This is a genomic window from Anaerolentibacter hominis (assembly GCF_032380675.1).
Taxonomy (GTDB): domain Bacteria; phylum Bacillota; class Clostridia; order Lachnospirales; family Lachnospiraceae; genus Anaerolentibacter; species Anaerolentibacter hominis.
Genome location: NZ_JAWDIX010000004.1, coordinates 191,607 through 210,895, shown reverse-complemented (window position 1 = coordinate 210,895; position 19,289 = coordinate 191,607). Strand labels below are relative to the sequence as shown.

Genomic DNA, 19,289 nt, shown 5'->3' with positions numbered 1-19,289 from the left:
TCTAGGTTGTAATCTTCTCTCGAAGTTACGCGTTCTTTTTTCTGAAATCTTTGGATCGAGAATCTCTTCTCTTTCCTGGAATTTTCAAGGTTGTTTTACTGTTCTGTTATCAAGGTTCGCTTGCTCTTCTTTCGCAGTATTTCTCGAAGTGAGCAATGGTTATTCTAGCATAATTGGAATATGATGTCAACCCCTCTCTTATAGATTTTTTTAAAATATCTAATAAATGATATTGATCTATAATTGGAATATATTGGTTGCAGGGACATACTACAGCATTTCTCAATCATACCAGCATCTGGCAATTAATATTTTCCATATTCTCATAAATTATACAAAAAAGGGAGCTGTTTTTTCCCATATTTATTTAATAGGAAAAAACAGCTCCCATCTGCACGGTCATAGAATTACTTTTTGTACTTCTTCCCCTGTTCGATAATCTCATCCAGATTCAGCTTCTTTTCGTTTCTTCCTCTACCCATAAAGTCATAATCGTATAAAACGGAGGCCCATTTTATAACCGCTTCGGTAACAGGCATCTCAATGCCAAGATGCCGTCCCATGCAATACATCGGCACAAAACCGGTTGGTATATCCTCAAACACATATCTGCTGTATATATCTGACGGAGCATATACCTCCGAGTAAGCCTTCGCATTCTGCAGACATTCGTAGAGAGTGTCTCCCTCTGCATCATATTTGTCTTTGAGCCATTCATTTACAGAAAAAGATTCTCCTATCACTGCGTCCGCAATGCTTCTTCTCTCTTTATCAAGCCGCTCCAGAACCTGTGCTACAAATGGTGAAATAGCATTGTGATAGTATTTAAAATGCTCTTTCGCCTCCACACGGGTGATATTCATTAAGATCGGAACCGGATGAAAAATCATGCCGATGTTCCCAAAGCCTGTATGTAAAACACTTTTTGCAGCATATAGAGAAGGAAATGCCCGCGACATCACATTGACTACATGTTCCGTATCCTCATCCCGGTGGGCGGCGATACCGACATGATGTTTTATTTTATAAATTGCCGGACAACCTACTTCCAGGCAGCGGCATGTAAAAATAAATGTTTCTGCCTCCGCGATAATAATACCGTCACTTACCTTCTGCTCCTGAAGAACCCGGTCAAATTCATATGTACCGAACGTTCTTCCCGGATTCAGTACGATAATCTGGCCTCTCTCCAGAAACGGTGCCATCTCTCTGGCTACGGTGCTGTGATATTGAGATGGAGTTGTTACCATAATAAGATGCGCATTCTCCACCACATCTTTCATACTGCTGGAGATCAGATTCACATGTACATTCGCATTAATCTCGCCGCTGATTGTAAAATCCCATGACGGAAACATATCAACACGTTCCTGCTCCCTGGCATAAAGCGCCGTGTCATATCCCTTATAGGCAAAGTATGCAGCCATAGACTGCCCGCCGTTTCCCGTACTGATAATCGCCACTTTCTGGTTATTGATCATAGAACCCCTCCTTGTCTATACCGGCACAGATCAACCGATTTTTGCTAATTTATTTCCGAACACGCCTATATTCTCCAGATTTCCACGCTGTTTCAGCATAGCCAGCCGCTCTTCTTCCGTCAGCGTCTTCTGGGATTTGGAGTCATAGGCAACACACTTCCCGTTTAATACTCTGGTTTCCAGAATACCGATAAATCTGTCATTTTTGACAATATGGGGGGCGTCAATAATTCCTCTCTTGATACAGTCGGATAAAACCATCGGATCACCAAATGGATCTTTGGAGTAATGGCTGTACTGATCGTGAATAAAATTAAGCAGCAGGCCTGCTTCCCTCATAATTTCCGCTTTACGCTCCTGAACTCCTGCGTCCTGTGTGCTGTCAGCATTTCCATAAAGCACACACCGGATAACACCTCTGACGATCTTACAGCTCTCAATTACCACCTCCGGAGTAGCCGCGTGCTCCGCTTCACTGTAACCCACCACATGGATAATGTCCGGGTTTACGGCCATAGATATCTGTGTCGAAGCCGCCAGCTGACCCTTGGCAATATTAAAATCTCCGCTCAGAAGGGGCAGTCCCGCGCGTACCTCTCTGTATATCCGGAACGAATCGTCTTTCAGGCTCTCCACCATCTCGATTGCCGCAAGAATTTTAGCCAGATCCATGGAAAAGCTCATGGAGTTGGGAACGTTGAACATATATTGGGCGATGTAATCTTTTACGCCGCTTTTCTTCGCATTGTACGCGGAGAGATAAGCCATAACAACCGAGATGATGTCGTGGGCATCCCGGAGTCCCCAGTGATGAGGTTCATTTACTTCAACCGGAATATTTCTCTCTCCATGCCAGCGCATCAGGTCCAGCGCTTCTCTCATGGATACTTCCACAGGCCGGGTTCCCCTTCCATCCATCTCGTTATACCAGGACAGCGGCACCGCACACCATGCATTGTGAATTGTATCCTCCAGCAATCCTGCAAACTGGATTACATCTGCTGTTCCGCTGTAGCAGCGGATCAACGGATAATTTCCTGTCCTGGATGCTTCTTTCAAATCCCGAAACTGCTGTTCCGTATGAATCGGTACCCCACCGGCTCCGTCCATCTTCGGATCTCTTTCCTGAGGACGGAAAAAATACTGCTGGGTGTTCTGATCCGGCCCTAATGAAATCACGTCCAGGACCTTTGATTCGGCTATCTGTTCAATTCCCTTTAATGTATCATCATAGCTCGGTCTTCCAAAATGATGACGCAGCAGCGGGTACGGCTTCTTCTGATTTATCCTGGAAACCAGGTTATCTTCATAGCTTTCCGCTGCCTGGCCTCTGCTGACATTTCTCAAAAAAGCGATACTTTCGTCTATATCGTCTGTTCCGTCAAAAATCATCTCAAAGAAATTTTCTTTTCGAACCAGCTCTGCAACAGGCCTGGTTCCGCCAAACACCCATCTGGGCTGTGAGGTAAGCTCCTGAGCCTTTTCTTTCAGTTCGCGGATCAGGGGCACCACATTTTCCGGTGTCAGCCGATAGCCCAGCGTCACCATGTATGGTTTTAAAATCTTAACATTGCGGATAACCTCATCAATACTGACCGCTGGTCCCAGAAACAGTGTATCGTATCCTTCATCTGCTGCCATATTTAAAAAATGGACTGCGCCGGCCACATGAACACAATTCCCAATTGATGCACCGATAACTAATTTCTTACTCATGATCATCACTCCCCTTATATGCCGGTATACCGAATCGTAATGATAACAACAAAGACATGGCACGCCCCAAATCAGCCGGCCGCCATTAAGAATCCAGCAACAGACTGCCGGATATAGATTAAAACGAATGCTTTTATTACATTAGATTTACATTTTTGTATATTTATTGTTAATTTCTGCTATATTTCGCCGTTTAAATCTGTCTTTTTTCGTCTTTTCGTTACTATCATACCTTCTTTTGATTGTTATTGTAAATTTATTATACATTATAAATAATTATATAGCAAGAAAACCTCCCCAGTTTATAAAATATTAACAAAACATACATATTTTTCTATGGCTCATTCACATTTTGCCTCTCTGCTTCCCGCAAGAACAAAGCGGGCAAGCTCACCTCAAGTCAGATACGTTCGCAGAATTTATCTGAATAAGAACAAAGAATCCCGCAAGCGGGATTCTCCGCCTGCGGCGGGTTGCTTTGGCAACACAATTCCTTTCCGCCGCAGTGCGATCCCCCGGAGGGTTTTTGTATAATAGGAAAGTTTGGAGAACTTTCCTATTATACAAAAAAAGGACAGGAATTATCCTGTCCTCATTTTACATTCTGATCCTGCAGCCGCGTGTCATACACCCCGTCTATAGCATCTGCCAAACTATCTGTTATTAAATCCGATCTCTGAAATACGATTCCGCACAGTACAGCGCCCCTGCCGGATTATGCGCCAATACCCGGTCCTTTGCGATCAATGTAGTAACGTAAGCTTCCGAGTATTTATAAAAGAGAGAGTCGTGTCCAAGACACAGGCCCACTGTAATATTAAACTCTGTTTTCTGTTCGTTCAGGAGCATGGCCTGCGCGATTGGATTGCACATAGGCTCATAGCGGCCCGGCCTTACTTTATCTTCGTCCAGCATCCCTACGGTTTCTTTCGGATATCCGCCCGCCTTGCATATAGCAGAAACAACCTCAAAGCCATTTTTCCGCAGTATGTCACAGACGATCTTCCCCTCTTTTCTCAGACCGCCGCAGAATGCTACACCGAGTTTATGATAGCCCATTCGCTTCGAAAATTCCACGATCTCCTTCATTCTTGGCCACTGGCAATATCCGGCCGACTCAATTTTCGAGGATTCCACATAGAATTGATGAACGTCCGGCGCCTCATACTCCTTCAGGGCGCCTCCCATTAATTCTTCATTGCGGATCGGGCAGTTTTTAGGAAGATTTTCTTTGGTTTCAGTAAGACATGCATGTACAGTACAGTTTCCACAGGTATACATCGTACTTCCCCCTTCTCTTTTTCATAATCTTATTCTATCGGATAAATCAGATTGTGTAAAGAAAGGCAGGCACGCGCAGCGAAAAGAATGCTTCCTTTTATACATGGTTCTGGCTTTTCTGCATGCCGCTTGTCGTAGGGACGTATTTCTTTTTCTGATAGTAGAGAAAAAACAAACAGATAAAAAAGGAAATCAAGGTAGCAAAAGGTGCCACAAATCCAATTTCATACAAGGTCACCCCTTCTATCCTGCTAACCGCATAGACAAGCGGAATACGCACGAAGAATGTAGCAAACATGCTGTGAATCATAGGAAAAACAGATTGTCCGCAGCCATTAAAATATGAATTCATGCAGAATACAAAACATACAATAATGCAATCCAGACTATACGATTTCAAATAAAGCGCAGCCATTTCCACAACCTGACGGTCCGCTGAGAATATAGCCGTTAAAGTTTCAGGCAGCACCTGGCAGTAGGCACAGAACGCCGCTCCAAATACCAGCGAGAAGCAAACCCCGCTCCACAGACATTTTCTGGCTCTCTCCGGTTTTCCCGCCCCAATGTTCTGTGCGGTCATGGTAGCTACCGCGGAAGCCATAGCGGAAGGCGGCAGCATGGAAAAGACTATCAGCTTTTCCACCACCCCTACCGAGGCAGACGCAATCAACCCCATGGAGTTGATAATCATTGTGATGATCAGGAATGAAATATTAATCAGGGCATCCTGGAGGGCCAGAGGCGACCCGATTTTTAATATTTTTCCCAACTTATAATCAATCTTTATATAGGTACGATTAAATTCAAACGGGAACCCCCGTTTCTTCATATAAAATAAAGCTGACAGAAAACTGATCGCCTGCGCGGCTGAGGTTGCAGCCGCGGCCCCGGCTGCTCCCATATGGAAGACGCCTACTAAGAGCAGATCAAGGCCTATGTTAATGATACAGGCAATCGTGACAAAAATAAGGGGTGTCTTCGAATCCCCCAGTCCCCGGAAGATACCGCTGACACCATTATATCCTACAATAAAAGGAATCCCGCAGGAGCATATAAGGAGGTACTGTACCGCATAGGCGCACGCTTCTGCCGGCGTATGCATCATAGTTACAATGTTTGATGACATGGCAAGCATAACAGGGGTCAATATGGCAGCCAATGCACTGAATGCAATAACCATGGACCCGATTGCCCCGGCTGCGCTCTTTTGATCCCTCGCCCCATAATACTGGCCGATCAGCACCGTTCCGCCCATAGATATACCCAAGATGATTCCGGTCACCGTCTGCATTACCTGGCTTCCTACAGAGACGGCCGAAACCGCAGCGGAGTCCGCGAATCTTCCCACAACGAACAGGTCCGCGGCGCCATAGAGCGCCTGCAGAACACTGGCCAATAAAAAGGGTATGGCAAACCGCAGCAGCGTCCTGCCGATTTTACCTTCTGTAAGTTCTAAAGACTGCATAATAAAATCCCCCGATTAACCTAAAACTTGCTCCATTATAGGTTAATCGGAGGATTTTTTCAACTTATTTATCCTATCCGGCCGCATCTTTTTTTGTTGCCTTGATCACTTTCATCCGGCTGAATTCTTCTCTCTCTTTTTCTTCCAGCGAATCGGATATGAATTTTACATTGGACTCCAGGCCTGGAATTACAACATTTTTCAGGGCATTTGCTCTGCGCTGGGTTTTGATGATAGCATCCCCCAAACGATAAACACTGCTTTCTATTTCCGCCAGCAGCGCTGTGATCACTTTAACACGATGAAAACAGCAGAACGCATAATCCAGCTGTGCATTTGTATTGGTCAGGCCATAACTCAGCTTTGGCGGGATATCTTCATATTTTACGATGGGGATATCCACACCCATAACGTTGCGGAAGTGAATTTTTATTCCGTCGTCCAAAGGTACGGAACCTGCTATATTTTCGATCACGCCCAGGGTCATGTTGGCCTTCTGCAGGGACTGATAAGCCTGTTCATAGGTGCCTTCGATCTCCCGGCGCAGTTCTTTTGATTTATCTACAAGCCCCATCATTTCTCTGACTAGAATGTTCCGTTTGTGATCCAGCAGATCATATCCCATGTTGGACAAAGAAAGTGTTTTTTTCGTACTGATCAGATTTCCCTTTGTTGGAATTACCTGCCCTGCCATATTCATCACCTTCCTATTTAAGCGTTCGAGATCTCCTCTGCTTTTTCCGGTTTATAGTATTGCTCCAGCATGTCGTTGTCCACACGGTCCAGTTCTTCTTTCGGAAGCATTGATAAGAGCTGCCATCCAAGATCCAGTGTCTGCTCAATGGTGCGGTTTTCCTGGGCGCCCTGGGAGATAAACCTTCTCTCGAACGCATTGCCGAATTTCATGTACAATTTATCTGTATCCGAGAGTTCTTCCTCACCGATTACAGAAGCCAGGGCCTTCGCATCCTGTACTTTTGCGTAGGATGCAAACAGCTGGTTCGATACCGCAGAATGATCGGCTCTTGTGAATCCTTCTCCAATTCCGTCTTTCATCAAACGGGACAGGGACGGAAGCACGGAGATGGGAGGGTAGACGCCCATCTGTTCCAGGGAACGGTCCAGTACGATCTGTCCTTCCGTAATATAGCCGGTCAAATCCGGGATCGGATGGGTGATATCATCATTGGGCATGGTTAAAATCGGAAGCTGGGTTACAGAACCTTGTGCTCCCTCCACGATGCCGGCCCGTTCATATAAGGATGCCAGGTCGGAATACAGGTATCCGGGATATCCCTTTCGTCCGGGGATCTCTCCTTTGGAGGAACTGAATTCACGCAGAGCCTCACAGTAGGAAGTGATATCCGTCATGATGACAAGGATATGCATTCCTTTTTCATACGCCAGATATTCCGCTGCAGTCAGGGCACACCGCGGTGTTATAATACGCTCTATAATCGGGTCGTTAGAAAGGTTTAAAAACATGACAACCCGGTCCATAACGCCTGATTCTTCGAAAGACCTTCGGAAATAGTTTGCCACGTCGTTTGTTACGCCCATCGCGGCAAATACAATACCAAAATTATTTTTTCCGGAAGTATCTGAAATATTTGCCTGTCTTGCAATCTGGGCCGCCAGCTTATTGTGCTGCATACCGGAGCCGGAGAAAATAGGCAGCTTCTGCCCCCGGATCAGCGTCATCAGGCAATCAATGGCCGAAACGCCTGTGTTGATGTAATTCTGGGGATAGGTTCTGGCAACCGGATTTAAAGGACGTCCGTTTATATCCTCGCTTTTTTCCGCAAACAGCTCACCCAGCCCGTCAATCGGCTTACCCACACCGCTGAACGTTCTGCCCAGCATTTCCAGAGAAAGCGGCAGTTCCATCGGGTGCCCCAGAAACCGGGTTGTTGTATTAGTAAGTGAAATACCGTTGGTTCCCTCAAATACCTGAACCACACACCGCTTTCCTTCAATCTGGACAACACGGCCAAGGCGTCTTATTCCATCTTCCATCTGCAGCTCCACCATCTCATCAAAAGCTGCGTTTTCCACATCATCCAGTACAACCAGCGGACCGTTTATCTCACTTAATCCCACATATTGAAGGCTCATATCATCTAGTCCTTTCTATATTAAAACATCCGTTCACAATCAATCCAGTCCGTCCAGAGCGCGGTCGATTTCTTTGATGTAGTCATCAAATTTATCCAGCTTGTTGTTCGGGACTTCGTATTTCATCTTAATCAGATCAGCGAACACCCCGGTCTCCATCATGCCCGAAAGGGGTTTTCCCGTGGCAATCAGGGCCTTTGCTTTGTCATACAGATAAAGAATGACCTCCATCATCTTAAGCTGTTTCTTCAAAGGTACATAGGTGTCCTCCTGATGAAATGCATTCTGCTGGAGAAATCCCACACGGATGATTTTCGCAATCTCAATGACCAGCTTCTGGTCGTCCGGGAGTACATCGGAACCGATCAGTTTCACAATTTCCATCAAATGGTTTTCTTCCTGCAGGATTGCGCCAAACTGCTGACGTTTGCTCATAAATGTCCGGTCCACGTGATCAGAATACCATTTTTCCAGATCATCAATGTATTCGCTGTAGCTGATAATCCAGTTAATGGCCGGATAGTGTCTGGTATAAGCCAGGGATTTATCCAGAGCCCAGAAGCAGCGGACAAAACGCTTGGTATTCTGGGTGACAGGTTCGGAGAAATCCGCTCCCTGGGGAGATACTGCACCGATAATGGAGACGGAGCCGTCCGCACCGCCCAAAGTCCTGATATAGCCTGCCCTCTCATAAAATTGTGATATTCTGGAGGGCAGATAAGCAGGAAACCCTTCCTCTGCGGGCATTTCTTCCAGACGTCCTGAAATCTCACGCAGGGCTTCCGCCCAGCGGGACGTGGAGTCAGCCATTATGGCCACATGATATCCCATATCACGGTAATATTCCGCCAGGGTGATTCCTGTGTAAATAGATGCCTCTCTGGCGGCCACAGGCATATTCGATGTATTAGCGATTAAAACAGTCCTGGCCGTCATCTTCTCACCGGATTTCGGGTCGGTAAGCTTGGAAAATTCATCCAGAACCTCCGTCATCTCGTTGCCCCGCTCCCCGCAGCCTACATAGACAATAATATCGGCATCACACCACTTTGCCAGCTGGTGCTGAGTCATCGTTTTTCCGGCGCCGAATCCTCCCGGAATTGCTGCTGTACCGCCCTTGGCGATGGGAAACATCGTGTCAATGACTCTCTGCCCGGTGATTAACGGCATCTTGATGGGAAGTCTTTCATCAACCGGTCTGGGCGTACGGATCGGCCATTTCTGGCACAGAGTCAGATCCTTCGTTGCCCCCTCCGGTGTTTTAATAGTAACAACTCTGTCATTTATCTTATATTGGCCGTCCGGGGCTGCATAAATAACCGTTCCGCTCACTCCCGGTTCCAGCATACACCTGTGCTCGATCACAGGAGTCTCCGGACAGACTGCATAAATCTCTCCTGCCTCTAGTTCGTCGCCCTCTTTGACTTTTAATGTTACATCCCAGAGACGGTCTTCATCCAGGGAAGACATATCCATGCCTTCCGTAATAAAAGCTCCGGAACGCTCCTTAATGTCCCGCAGAGGACGTTCAATACCATCAAATATATTACTCAATATTCCCGGTCCCAGAGTTGCGCACAGCGGTGAACCCGTTGCAAATACAGGCATCCCAGGGCACAGGCCGGTAGTAGTTTCATAGACCTGAATCGTGCTGGCGTCCTGACTGATGGATATCACCTCGCCTACCAGCCGTTTTTCACCTACGAAAACCATCTCCTGCATCTGGAAGTCCCTGGTATTTTTCACCGTGACAACCGGGCCGTTAATGGAATAGATTACATTTTCACTCAAATTTTTCACCCCTGCAATTCAATCCATTTATACCGGAGAACCGTGCTTATTTCTCCGTACCCATAGTAACAACAAAACCGGAATTTTGTGCGAGCCAGGCTTTCTGGTCTCTCAGTGCTTCATCCAGCGTTTCGTTTGCCAGATAATGCCCGTTTTCCCCTTTATAAATCATGCCTCCGATTTCAATCTCCGGATTAGCCTCTATGGAAACCAGATCCCATGCTTTCAGAATCGCATCTTTAAGTTCAAGATCCTCCGGCCGCAGCTGCAGTGTTCCCCGTCTGCCGCCGGTCTCTTTTTTCAGTTTTTCCACTTTCTCCATCAGATAGGCCTGATAAGCTTCCTCTTTTGTAAAATCCTTGAGCCGAAGGGCAGCATCCTGAAACAACTCTGTAATCAGGGTATCTCTGCGTTCATACAGTTGTTTTCTGAGGGCTGCTTTTTCTCTGGAAACCTCTCTCTCACTTGTCGCTTTCTCCTCCTGCAGCTGTGTCTGCAGAAGATGGTAAGCTTCATTCAAAGCATCCTCCTCCCGTTTCCGGGTTTCATAGGTTTTATAGGTTTCCAGTTCCTGATCTATCTGATCGGTCTGCTCCTGCACCGCATTCATAATTTCCTGTTCAAACAGCGCAAGTTTTCGTTCTGTCTCTTTATCAAAATTTTCCATGGTTACCTCCAACTATCAAACCTTGATACCGATGGATTCATTTACATAGCGTTCCAATGTACTGATCGCCCGGTTACCGCCATGACGGTCCGGCACCTCTACAATCAGCGGATGCTTCCTGCGCAGCTTGTAGCTGTCTATCTCTTCCGGGCACAATTCCACCAGTTTTTCCGTGATCAGCAAAATTCCAATCTCCGGATCGGCCATCGCCCGGTCCACGCTCTTTAAGAATTCATCTTTCTCATGAACGATTTCCCCTTCGATACCCGCCAGACGCATCCCCATATGGGTATCCACGTTATCGCTGATTAAATAAAACCTCATATGGCATGCCTTCCTTTCCTTTTGTTCACAGAATTAAAGCTTATTGATGATAAGAATAGAGATCAGCAGACCATAGATGGCAATACCTTCACCTAATACAACGAAGATGATCGCTTTACCGAATGACTTCGGCTCTTCCGAAACCGCGCCGATGGCCGCAGGAGCTGCCGCCGCAACCGCGATACCTGCGCCGATAGCTGCAAGACCAGTTACAAGTGCCGCTGATAAAAAGCCCATGCCCTGCGCACCTGTACCCACAATTGTAGCTGCCGCACCTGCTTCTGCTGCGCTTGCTCCCGCAATAGGCACGATAACTGCCAAAAGACAGAAGCCAAAAAACATACAGAGATTAGCGATGATACGATGTTTCGCCTGTTTTCCGTTCTTTACACCCTTTGCTACAGAGATAAGCGGAGACGCGATTAAAAGTACGATGACTGCAGGAATTATAAAAGTAAAAATATTCATTGGCATATTAGTGTCCTCCTAATTATGAATTCATCAATTTTTATATGTTAAGCATTCTGACCGGCTGCAGCGTCCACCACGGAAGAGGTAATTGGATTAAACTCACTTCCCTGACCGTCAAAGTACCGGCTGAACATCTCGTAAAATTCCAGACGAAGCGACTGAATTCCCACGATAAAGCCCTCCAGGCACATGACAAAGAGATTACCTATAACCAAAGCAGCGATGCTGCCGGCGCCATTCATCATCTCGGTCAGTGTCAAAACAACGGCCATCATTCCGGCATGGCTGATGATAAATCCGCCGACACGAAGGAATGACATCGTATTTGTGATGAAGCTTAAAACCACTTCAAACAGCTCGAAGAAACCTTCCAGGATGAAGCTTCCCACACCCTCTTCCAGTTTTACCTTTCTCCTGCCCCTTGTCATCTGTCCCAGAGGCCCTTTCAAAAAGATAATCAGGATAGGAAGGACGATAAAACAGAGAATATAAGGCAACGTAAAGAGATTTGGGCCGCCGGTCAATTTTAAGACCAGACCGGCCAGGATGGCGATATAAAATACCATTCCTGCAACACCATTATTAGAGAAAAATGCCTGCTCAAAATCTTTATTTTTCAGTCCGATCACCACATTTACCAGCATGGAAACAAGGATCAGTACCACACCCAGGGCCACCGCCAGAATCAGCAGCTGGTTGATTGTGGCCGGCTCCATAATCTCCACCGGTTTACCAGGCAGACCCAGAACTTTTGTGTAAAGCGGGTCCAGTACATGTTCCATTCCGAACACAGACCCATAGAGCAGGCCAAACAGCGCCGATGTTACACCGATCCGTTCCATAATCCTTCCCAGATTCATCTTCTTAAATTTCCATAGAAGAGCTCCGATCACTGCAATCGCGATTCCCTGCCCCAGATCGCCGAACATAATACCAAACAGCAGCATGTAAGTAATCGCCACAAACGGCGTGGGATCGATCTCGTTATAAGACGGCGTCCCATACATATCCACAAACATCTCAAATGGGGCAAACAGGCGGCAGTTATGCAGCTTCGTGGGAATTTTAAGACGCTTATCGCTGTCCTCCGGCTTAAACTCCACCGTTATCCCCTCAATATCTTCAAGGCTCTTAGAAAATTGTTTTTCTTCCCTTTTCGGCAGAAACCCCATCAGGTGAAACTGGTGCTTATAAGCCATGGCATATTTGCGAAGCTCAAATGTCTCATCCAAAAATCTCAGGTAAGAATAGACGCCTAAAAATTCCTCCTGTTTATCCTGAACCAGAGCTGTGATCTCTGTTTGAATCTTTTTCAGCTCTGCCGTATCCGCCGCCAGATCTTCCTCAATTTTTTTCTTGGCGGCTCCCGGAGTTCCATGTACATAGTCAGGAATAAAAATACGTTCAAAATACAGAGATGAGAAAATATCATCCACCTCCGCCTCATGTTCCGGCGTTGTCAGATAAACGCCCCAGTGATACGTGTTTCCCTCGGAAAGTGAGAGAAAGAAAAATAAGCGGTCCTTGTAGTATTCCAGTTTCTTATAGCTGTCAATGGGCAGACGCCCGAAACGCACTTTTAAGTATTCGCATGCAAAGAGCTCATCCAGACTTACATCCAGCGTATCCAGGTGTTTTAACTGGACCAGCGCAGTCTGATTCTGCTCAATCAAAGTTTCCAGTTCTCGCCTGCGTTCAATCATGGCCGCCAGTTTCTTCTGGAACACTTCTACAAAATGATCAATCGCATCCTGTGCAATCTGCCTGCCGGCACCGGCTTCGTAGTGAAGCTCGATCCCCGCGTTTACAGCAATATCTACAACACGGTTCAGTCTGGCCCGGTAGGGATTTTCTTCATTCATCTGCTGGAATCCGCCCCTGGTTTCACTTGCCGGCGGCAGCTCCGGATGAAAATGTCCATTCCGGGAACACCGTACCAGCACCTCGTCCAGACAGCTGATATCGCCGGTCATCTGAATCAGCGTCATCTTTTCTATTGCCATGCAGTCACACCACCTTTCTTATAAAATTAACATCCTTTTAATTTCACTGGGCGAGACGCCGTAGCGCACGCCTTCAATGATTGTAGTAATATTCGTCAGTTCAATATTGCATAGGTACATATAGGCGGTAAAAGACGTGGGGGCGTCTGTGGCAAACCGCAGGAAGCGCTTGCCCGCCCGGTAAACGATTTCTCCCGTCTTGTATTCCAGGTAAGTAAAATCATCGCTTCCGATCAGTTTATTGAACGGAGAATGAACGATTTCATCAATAAATGCATCCGCAGTAGGCGCGTGAACCATCCGCTCCAGCTGCTTCTGTGGAATCCGCTTCCAGATAGGAAGGATACATTTACGCACAAATTCCGGAGGTGTTTCCGGGAAATACTTTTTCAGCCGGTAAACGGTAATTACATTAAACAGCTCAACATTAATCTGAAAGAGTTCATGCAGCTGCTTCTTTGTTTTGCCATGAAACTTCCGGTCTATGATCTCCTCCACGTGTTCATAATAGTAGGACATCAGCGTAATTTCACAATTGGTGTAATCAATCTTTTCATCGCCTGCCGCCGGCCGGCACTGCATAAGCAGCTTTTCATAATCCGTGCCCCGCAGCGCCTGCACCAGCTCATCAAAATTTCTAACCTGGGCAAGCCGCAGCATATCCAGCACAGAATATTTTTCAAAGAAGGCCGGGAAGCGGGAAATGAACTGTTCCGGGTTCCCCGCATTCAGCAGCTGAATCATCTGAAGAATCTGATCGATTTCAAACTGCTTGGTCAGATAACCGTAATAACTGTCGCCGGGCGGGGAAGAATCATAGTGCAGAAGCCTTAAATATCTTGCAAACCGCTCTTTGCGCAGCATCATTTCCAGCTGTCCTCTGTGTATTGTACTGGGCTGAATCCCTTCCAGAGCATTCCGGTATCCGGGTGTATCCCGCAAAAAAGCGGCAATATCTCCCACCGACTTTTTGTGCATCAGCTCCATGTATTGTTCGGTTGTAATACGCCTGCCATACATGGACATTGCCTTTGTCATAATCGCTCTGTCAGCAAAAGAAGACATCATCTCGATTCCCTCTTTCCCGATGACGTACAGCGTTCCACAATCGCCTCCAGCCATTCCTCCCGGTGCGTATTGTAATAATCCTCCATGAGGCGCAGAGACTCTTCATAATCCTGCTTCGCCGTACTCATCTCCTGATCCACTATGTTCTTAGTATCTTCCTTCATCTTCTTAATATGATCCTGAGCCCGCTCCACATAGGAATCATACAGTTTGGTATTATCCGCCATGATCTGCGCCCGCTCTTCATTTCGATACTCTTTCTTCTCAGCAACTGCCTGACGGGCTTTCTCATCCATCCCAATCAGAACTTTTATGACATCATCCAAATGATCGCCTCCTGTTTCCCTGCTGTGTCAGGATTGTCCGGAGCTGCGGCTGCAGCTCTTTTTGTTAATCTGACAAAATCAAATGTCCTCTTACTAGAGAGATAATCATATACCTCTTGTTTTAAATATGCAAGCAGACCGCTTTATGAAATAAAAACCAGTCTGACCCTATTTGTATACATTCCTTTTCAACAATATGCACATACTTAAAAGAAAAGTTTTCTTTCTTTTTCTCATAATACGTCACCTAAAATGAACGTGTTCATTTTAGGTCTTATATAAGATGTATAAATTTTTTCAAAAATTCATACATCTTTTTGTATATATTCAGGACTGTTTATACGTCACAGGCGGACAAATGTTTTCTTCTATTTTAATATCATGCCGCTCAAATGTCAAACAACATATCTTATGCCCCGTTTACAGCACGGTGCATAAAATGTCTTCACCATAGACGCATTCGGAGAATTGTCCTGTGTAATGAAAAAAGAGACTGGAACAAAAAGTACCAGCCTCTTATCTTGACAGTTCTAGCCTATATTTAGTTTATTAGGTAACAGCCTCATAAAGGGCTTCAAAAATCAGTGCTACGCTTACTGCTCCGGCGTCAATATGTCCCAGTGCATTTTCCGCCTGATACCGGCCCCTGCCCTTCGAAGCCAGCATATCCTTCGTACCTTCGGCCCCCCGCCTGGCAGCACAGGCAGTCAAAGAAAGTGCCTCCTTTAAATCCTTACCCTCGGCAGATGCCTTCTCCATCGCATCCGCTGCCGGAACCAGAGCATCTACCATAGTCTTCTCGCCGGGCGCTGCTTTCCCCAGCGCCTGTACTCCATCGCTTCCTGCCCGGATCATTCTGGCCATCAGTGCAGTATCCGCTTCCGCCGCGCCCTTTGCCAGGAAGGCTCCCTTCATTAAAATAGTAGCAAACAGAGGCCCGCAGGTTCCCCCTATTTCCTTCATCAATATCTTGGCCGCATCCATCCACATGGCGCCTATATCTGCATAGGACGTCTGATCTGTTTTCTGCCGGATCAATTCAAATCCCCGGCACATACTCGCCCCGTGGTCCCCATCTCCCAAAGCGGCGTCCAGATCGGAAAGAAGTCCCATATTTTCCTTAAACTTATTGTCACAGATCCTGAAGAACTTTTGACTCTGCTCTATATTCACGTGCTCACGACCTTTCTTTCTGAGTAACTCTGGTAAATCCAGGGGAAACAGCATCCTCATCATAGAGCATCCTCAGTTCTTCATCCAGCTTCATTATAGTAACCGATACCCCCGCCATCTCCTGAGAAGTACACAGGTCACCGTACTCCACCGCGTGAATTTTAATTCCAAGCTCTTCAAAGAGCTGATAAAATCTCCGGATCATGATCAGCAGCTCCATCCTGGTTGTGGCGCCATAACTGTTCACAATCAGGCTGATCTCATCCCCGGACTGCAGATTCAAATCGTCCTTTTGAATCTCATCCAGAATCATCTTAGCCGTGTCGTCTGCCGTCATTAATTTCTCCCAGCGCAGCCCCGGCTCACCATGAACGCCCATACCGATACACATCTCATCATCCGCTATTTCAAAAATCGGTTTTCCTACCGCCGGAAGTGTACAGGAAGATAGGGCAATTCCAAGAGACCTGCAGCTATCCCGTGCTTTCAGAGCGACCCGCAGCACTTCATCAAAACTCCAGCCTAATTCCTTAGCCGCACCTGCAATTTTTATAACAAAGATATCTCCCGATGTACCTCTTCTCTCCTCTTTATTCTCTGGCCCCGCTGAAGCAATATCATCCCATATCCGTACAGTCTCCACACGAATATCATCCATTCGTGCCATCTCCTGCGCCATATCGAAGTTTATAATATCACCCTGATAGTTTCCATAGATCAGGATAACACCCTCCCCCTGATCGGCTTCTTTAATCCCTTCGTAAATAATATCGGCCGAGGGCGATGCAAAAATATTGCCATGCACCGCACAGTCTCCCATTCCCTTTCCGATAAATTCCAGGAACAGCGGTTCATGCCCGCTGCCGCCGCCGATGACAAGAGCCACCTTTTTCTCATCTTCCAAACGCTTTCTCAAAACCACGTTCATGTCATCCAGCTTGTAGTAATACTCCTGATTGGCCAGTACAAAGCCTTCCACCAGTTCATCCGTCACTTTAAAAGGATCATTTATAAACTTTTTCATCTATACTTTCCTCCTTTCTATCATTACGCCCGTATTATCTATCTACTTATACCTAATTTTATTTCATATCTGAATATTAGTCAATTTTAATATTTATTTTTAAACAAATAATCCCGTAAGCGGGATTCTCCGCCTGCGGCAGGTTGCTCTGGCAACACGATTCCTTTCCGCCGCAGTGTGATCCCCCGGAGGGTTTTGTACTTACATAGGAAAGTTTGGAGAACTTTCCTATGTAAGTACAAAAAAGGAGCTGTCGTTTGATCAGCTCACTCTTTTGCTTTTTTCTCGTTTATGATAGATATTTTCCGCGGGAAACCGTTTTTTCCAAACTACCCTCTGCTTTCCAGCCAAAGGCAGGCTCGTCCTCCCTGGGATGTATTCTCTAATTCCAGATGGCCGCCATGCTGCTTTGCTACCTGGGAGGCAAAATAAAGTCCCATGCCCATGTGTCCATCCTGCGGACGGCTGCTGTCCCCTGTATAAAAGGTCTTGCCCGCCTTTGCCAGCGCTTCATAGGAGAAACCGGGTCCGCCATCCTGCACCCAGAGGCATACCTGACCGTCCTGCAACTTCATGCCTAACGTCACGGTGCCGCCGGCGGGTGTGAAGCGCACCGCATTGTTGATCAGATTTTCAACCGCCCGCAGCACTTCGCTCTTCTCAATCTCTATTGTCTCAGCGGTCAGATCTTTCGCAGACGGGGATAAAACGAGCTTTTGCCCCTTTGCGGCAGTCAGGTCCCGTCCACGCTGGCAGAAATCGTCAAGCAGTGTATTAAGCAGGACTAGCTCCTTATTCTTAGCAAGGACATTCTCTGCGGCGACTTCACGCAGCTTTTGCACATAGTCTCCGGCATGGCAGGCACCTCGCAGGATAGCTTCGACAAGCTCTTTCTGCGGCTGCGCCAGATTATCTTCCGCTAACAGCTCCGCATTTCCGCCAATAATGGTAAGCGGTGTTTTCAGATCATGGGCCAGGGCGGCAAGGGCTTCATTTTTCTGCTGCTCGGCAGCCCACTGTTCCTTGAGGGAGCGGGACAATTCCTGGCGCAGCATGTCGATGGTGGCAAGGGCCGCCTGGAGCTCCCGCACCCGTGCCTGTCCCTGCATAGGTTCGTCTAACTGCTGCCGGCGTACCATCTCACAGGCCGCTGTAATGACCTGGGTATCCCGCCGAAGGAGCCTGGTGTAATGTTTTGTGCGCATGGCAGCCAGCAGCAGAAGCAGCGCCAGCAGCAGTCCGATATAGAGTGTCTGGAAGTCGGGCAGCGCCGCCTGTAAGTCCGGGTTGGCATAGCAAACGGAGTAATCGTATTCCAGCATCACCGTCTGCCCATTTTGAAGGGGAACGAGATGGAAATATTGAGAGTAGAACCATCCGTGGGAGGCCGAATTTCCGTCCAGCTCGCCGCGGGCATATTCCAGCTGCTTTTTGTTCATGCTGCTCTCTATGATCTCGCCGTCTTCCAGCAAAGCCCACTCATAGTAAAACGGGATTTCATCCGGAGAGAATTCCTTCTGCTCCTTAAGCATTTGCTCCGTTTCAGGCAGTCCCCGGGCCGCTGTATAGGCCGACATCACAAACCCCATATTAACGAGGAGAGTGAACAGAAACATCCATGCCGCGCAAAGCATCACCATGAAGATGCCGGTGGTTATCAGATAACGCCAAAAGAGTCCGTTTAGCCCCATACCTCTGGGAAGGCGCTTTACTGCTGCTCGCTTTTCCATTTGTATCCTACCCCCCATACCGTTTCAATGGGCTCATTCCCTGTGGCCCTCAGTTTCGCCCGGATATTTTTAATGTGTTCCGTAATAGCAGAGTCATCCGCCGTGCCGTCAAAGCCAAACACCGCCTCATAGATCTGTTCCTTGGAGAAGATCTGCCCGGCATGAGCGGCAAGGTGCTCACAGATGGCATACTCGCTTCGGGTGAGCTTCACGGGAGAACCGGCGCAATAGACGGCTTTCCCGCCCAAATCGAATTCCAGCCCGCCCCATCTGATCCGGCTGCGGGGAGTGCGCCCCTCCCGCCGCATATGGGCGCTTACTCTGGCCCGGAGCTCCGTGACCCGAAAGGGCTTCATCAGGTAGTCATCTCCGCCCAGGCCAAGCCCCCGGATAATAGCCTCCTCCTCTGTCCTGGCGGTAAGAAACAGGATGGGACAGTCTGCTATGGAACGGATACGCTGACAGGTGGCAAAGCCATCTTCACCCGGCATCATCACATCCAGTAAAATGCAGTCGGCCCACCTGCAGTGATCCGCTGTCACATCGCTGCCTGCCGCCAGCACCTTGACTGCATGCCCGTCACGCTCCAGGGCTTTTTCTAACAGTCCACGCATATCCGCATCATCATCTATTGCTAAAATATTTGCCATACAG

Annotated in this window: 17 protein-coding genes; all 17 read right to left on the bottom strand. The window is 47.3% G+C overall.

Annotated elements, in window-relative coordinates; genetic code table 11:
* Positions 1-407: 407 nt before the first annotated feature.
* The 17 genes from ABCW47_RS13360 to ABCW47_RS13280 all read right to left on the bottom strand — a co-directional run bounded on the left by ABCW47_RS13360 (position 408) and on the right by ABCW47_RS13280 (position 19,285).
* Positions 408-1,481 carry an NAD/NADP-dependent octopine/nopaline dehydrogenase family protein gene (locus tag ABCW47_RS13360; protein WP_343210434.1) on the bottom strand — a complete coding sequence of 358 codons (1,074 nt, stop codon included), beginning with the start codon at positions 1,479-1,481 and terminating at the stop codon, positions 408-410.
* A gap of 30 nt (positions 1,482-1,511) precedes the next feature.
* Positions 1,512-3,197, bottom strand: a complete 1,686-nt coding sequence (locus tag ABCW47_RS13355; RefSeq protein WP_343210433.1) for a hypothetical protein — start codon at positions 3,195-3,197, stop codon at positions 1,512-1,514.
* Between the two features lie 663 nt (positions 3,198-3,860).
* Positions 3,861-4,478 carry a DUF1847 domain-containing protein gene (locus ABCW47_RS13350; protein ID WP_343210432.1) on the bottom strand — a complete coding sequence of 206 codons (618 nt, stop codon included), beginning with the start codon at positions 4,476-4,478 and terminating at the stop codon, positions 3,861-3,863.
* 97 nt (positions 4,479-4,575) lie between these two features.
* A complete protein-coding gene (locus ABCW47_RS13345) occupies positions 4,576-5,943 on the bottom strand; it encodes an MATE family efflux transporter (RefSeq protein ID WP_343210431.1) in 1,368 nt (455 codons plus the stop codon).
* 73 nt (positions 5,944-6,016) lie between these two features.
* Positions 6,017-6,637, bottom strand: coding sequence for a V-type ATP synthase subunit D (locus ABCW47_RS13340; protein ID WP_343210430.1), 621 nt, complete (start codon positions 6,635-6,637; stop codon positions 6,017-6,019).
* A 17-nt stretch (positions 6,638-6,654) separates the two neighbouring features.
* The gene (locus tag ABCW47_RS13335; protein WP_343210429.1) at positions 6,655-8,058 is read right to left on the bottom strand and encodes a V-type ATP synthase subunit B; all 1,404 of its coding nucleotides are present in this window, start codon (positions 8,056-8,058) and stop codon (positions 6,655-6,657) included.
* A gap of 39 nt (positions 8,059-8,097) precedes the next feature.
* A complete protein-coding gene (locus tag ABCW47_RS13330) occupies positions 8,098-9,858 on the bottom strand; it encodes a V-type ATP synthase subunit A (protein ID WP_425516088.1) in 1,761 nt (586 codons plus the stop codon).
* Between the two features lie 37 nt (positions 9,859-9,895).
* Positions 9,896-10,516, bottom strand: coding sequence for a V-type ATP synthase subunit E (locus tag ABCW47_RS13325; protein ID WP_343210427.1), 621 nt, complete (start codon positions 10,514-10,516; stop codon positions 9,896-9,898).
* Between the two features lie 15 nt (positions 10,517-10,531).
* Positions 10,532-10,840, bottom strand: coding sequence for a V-type ATP synthase subunit F (locus ABCW47_RS13320; RefSeq protein ID WP_343210426.1), 309 nt, complete (start codon positions 10,838-10,840; stop codon positions 10,532-10,534).
* A gap of 33 nt (positions 10,841-10,873) precedes the next feature.
* Positions 10,874-11,314 (bottom strand): ATP synthase subunit C, encoded by a 441-nt coding sequence (locus tag ABCW47_RS13315; RefSeq protein WP_343210425.1) that lies wholly within the window; start codon positions 11,312-11,314, stop codon positions 10,874-10,876.
* A gap of 41 nt (positions 11,315-11,355) precedes the next feature.
* The gene (locus ABCW47_RS13310; RefSeq protein ID WP_343210424.1) at positions 11,356-13,314 is read right to left on the bottom strand and encodes a V-type ATP synthase subunit I; all 1,959 of its coding nucleotides are present in this window, start codon (positions 13,312-13,314) and stop codon (positions 11,356-11,358) included.
* 18 nt (positions 13,315-13,332) lie between these two features.
* Positions 13,333-14,436: a V-type ATPase subunit gene (locus tag ABCW47_RS13305; RefSeq protein WP_343210423.1), complete on the bottom strand. Its 1,104-nt coding sequence runs from the start codon at positions 14,434-14,436 to the stop codon at positions 13,333-13,335.
* A complete protein-coding gene (locus ABCW47_RS13300) occupies positions 14,379-14,708 on the bottom strand; it encodes a hypothetical protein (protein ID WP_343210422.1) in 330 nt (109 codons plus the stop codon). Before ABCW47_RS13300 ends, ABCW47_RS13305 begins: the two co-directional genes overlap by 58 nt.
* A gap of 549 nt (positions 14,709-15,257) precedes the next feature.
* The gene (dhaL, locus tag ABCW47_RS13295; protein ID WP_343210421.1) at positions 15,258-15,881 is read right to left on the bottom strand and encodes a dihydroxyacetone kinase subunit DhaL; all 624 of its coding nucleotides are present in this window, start codon (positions 15,879-15,881) and stop codon (positions 15,258-15,260) included.
* Positions 15,882-15,885: 4 nt separating this feature from the next.
* The gene (locus ABCW47_RS13290) at positions 15,886-16,905 is read right to left on the bottom strand and encodes a dihydroxyacetone kinase subunit DhaK (protein ID WP_343210420.1); all 1,020 of its coding nucleotides are present in this window, start codon (positions 16,903-16,905) and stop codon (positions 15,886-15,888) included.
* A gap of 329 nt (positions 16,906-17,234) precedes the next feature.
* Positions 17,235-18,635, bottom strand: a complete 1,401-nt coding sequence (locus ABCW47_RS13285) for a sensor histidine kinase (protein ID WP_343210419.1) — start codon at positions 18,633-18,635, stop codon at positions 17,235-17,237.
* Positions 18,614-19,285 carry a response regulator transcription factor gene (locus ABCW47_RS13280; RefSeq protein ID WP_343210418.1) on the bottom strand — a complete coding sequence of 224 codons (672 nt, stop codon included), beginning with the start codon at positions 19,283-19,285 and terminating at the stop codon, positions 18,614-18,616. The genes ABCW47_RS13285 and ABCW47_RS13280 overlap by 22 nt, the downstream gene beginning before the upstream one ends.
* Between the last annotated feature and the right edge of the window lie 4 nt (positions 19,286-19,289).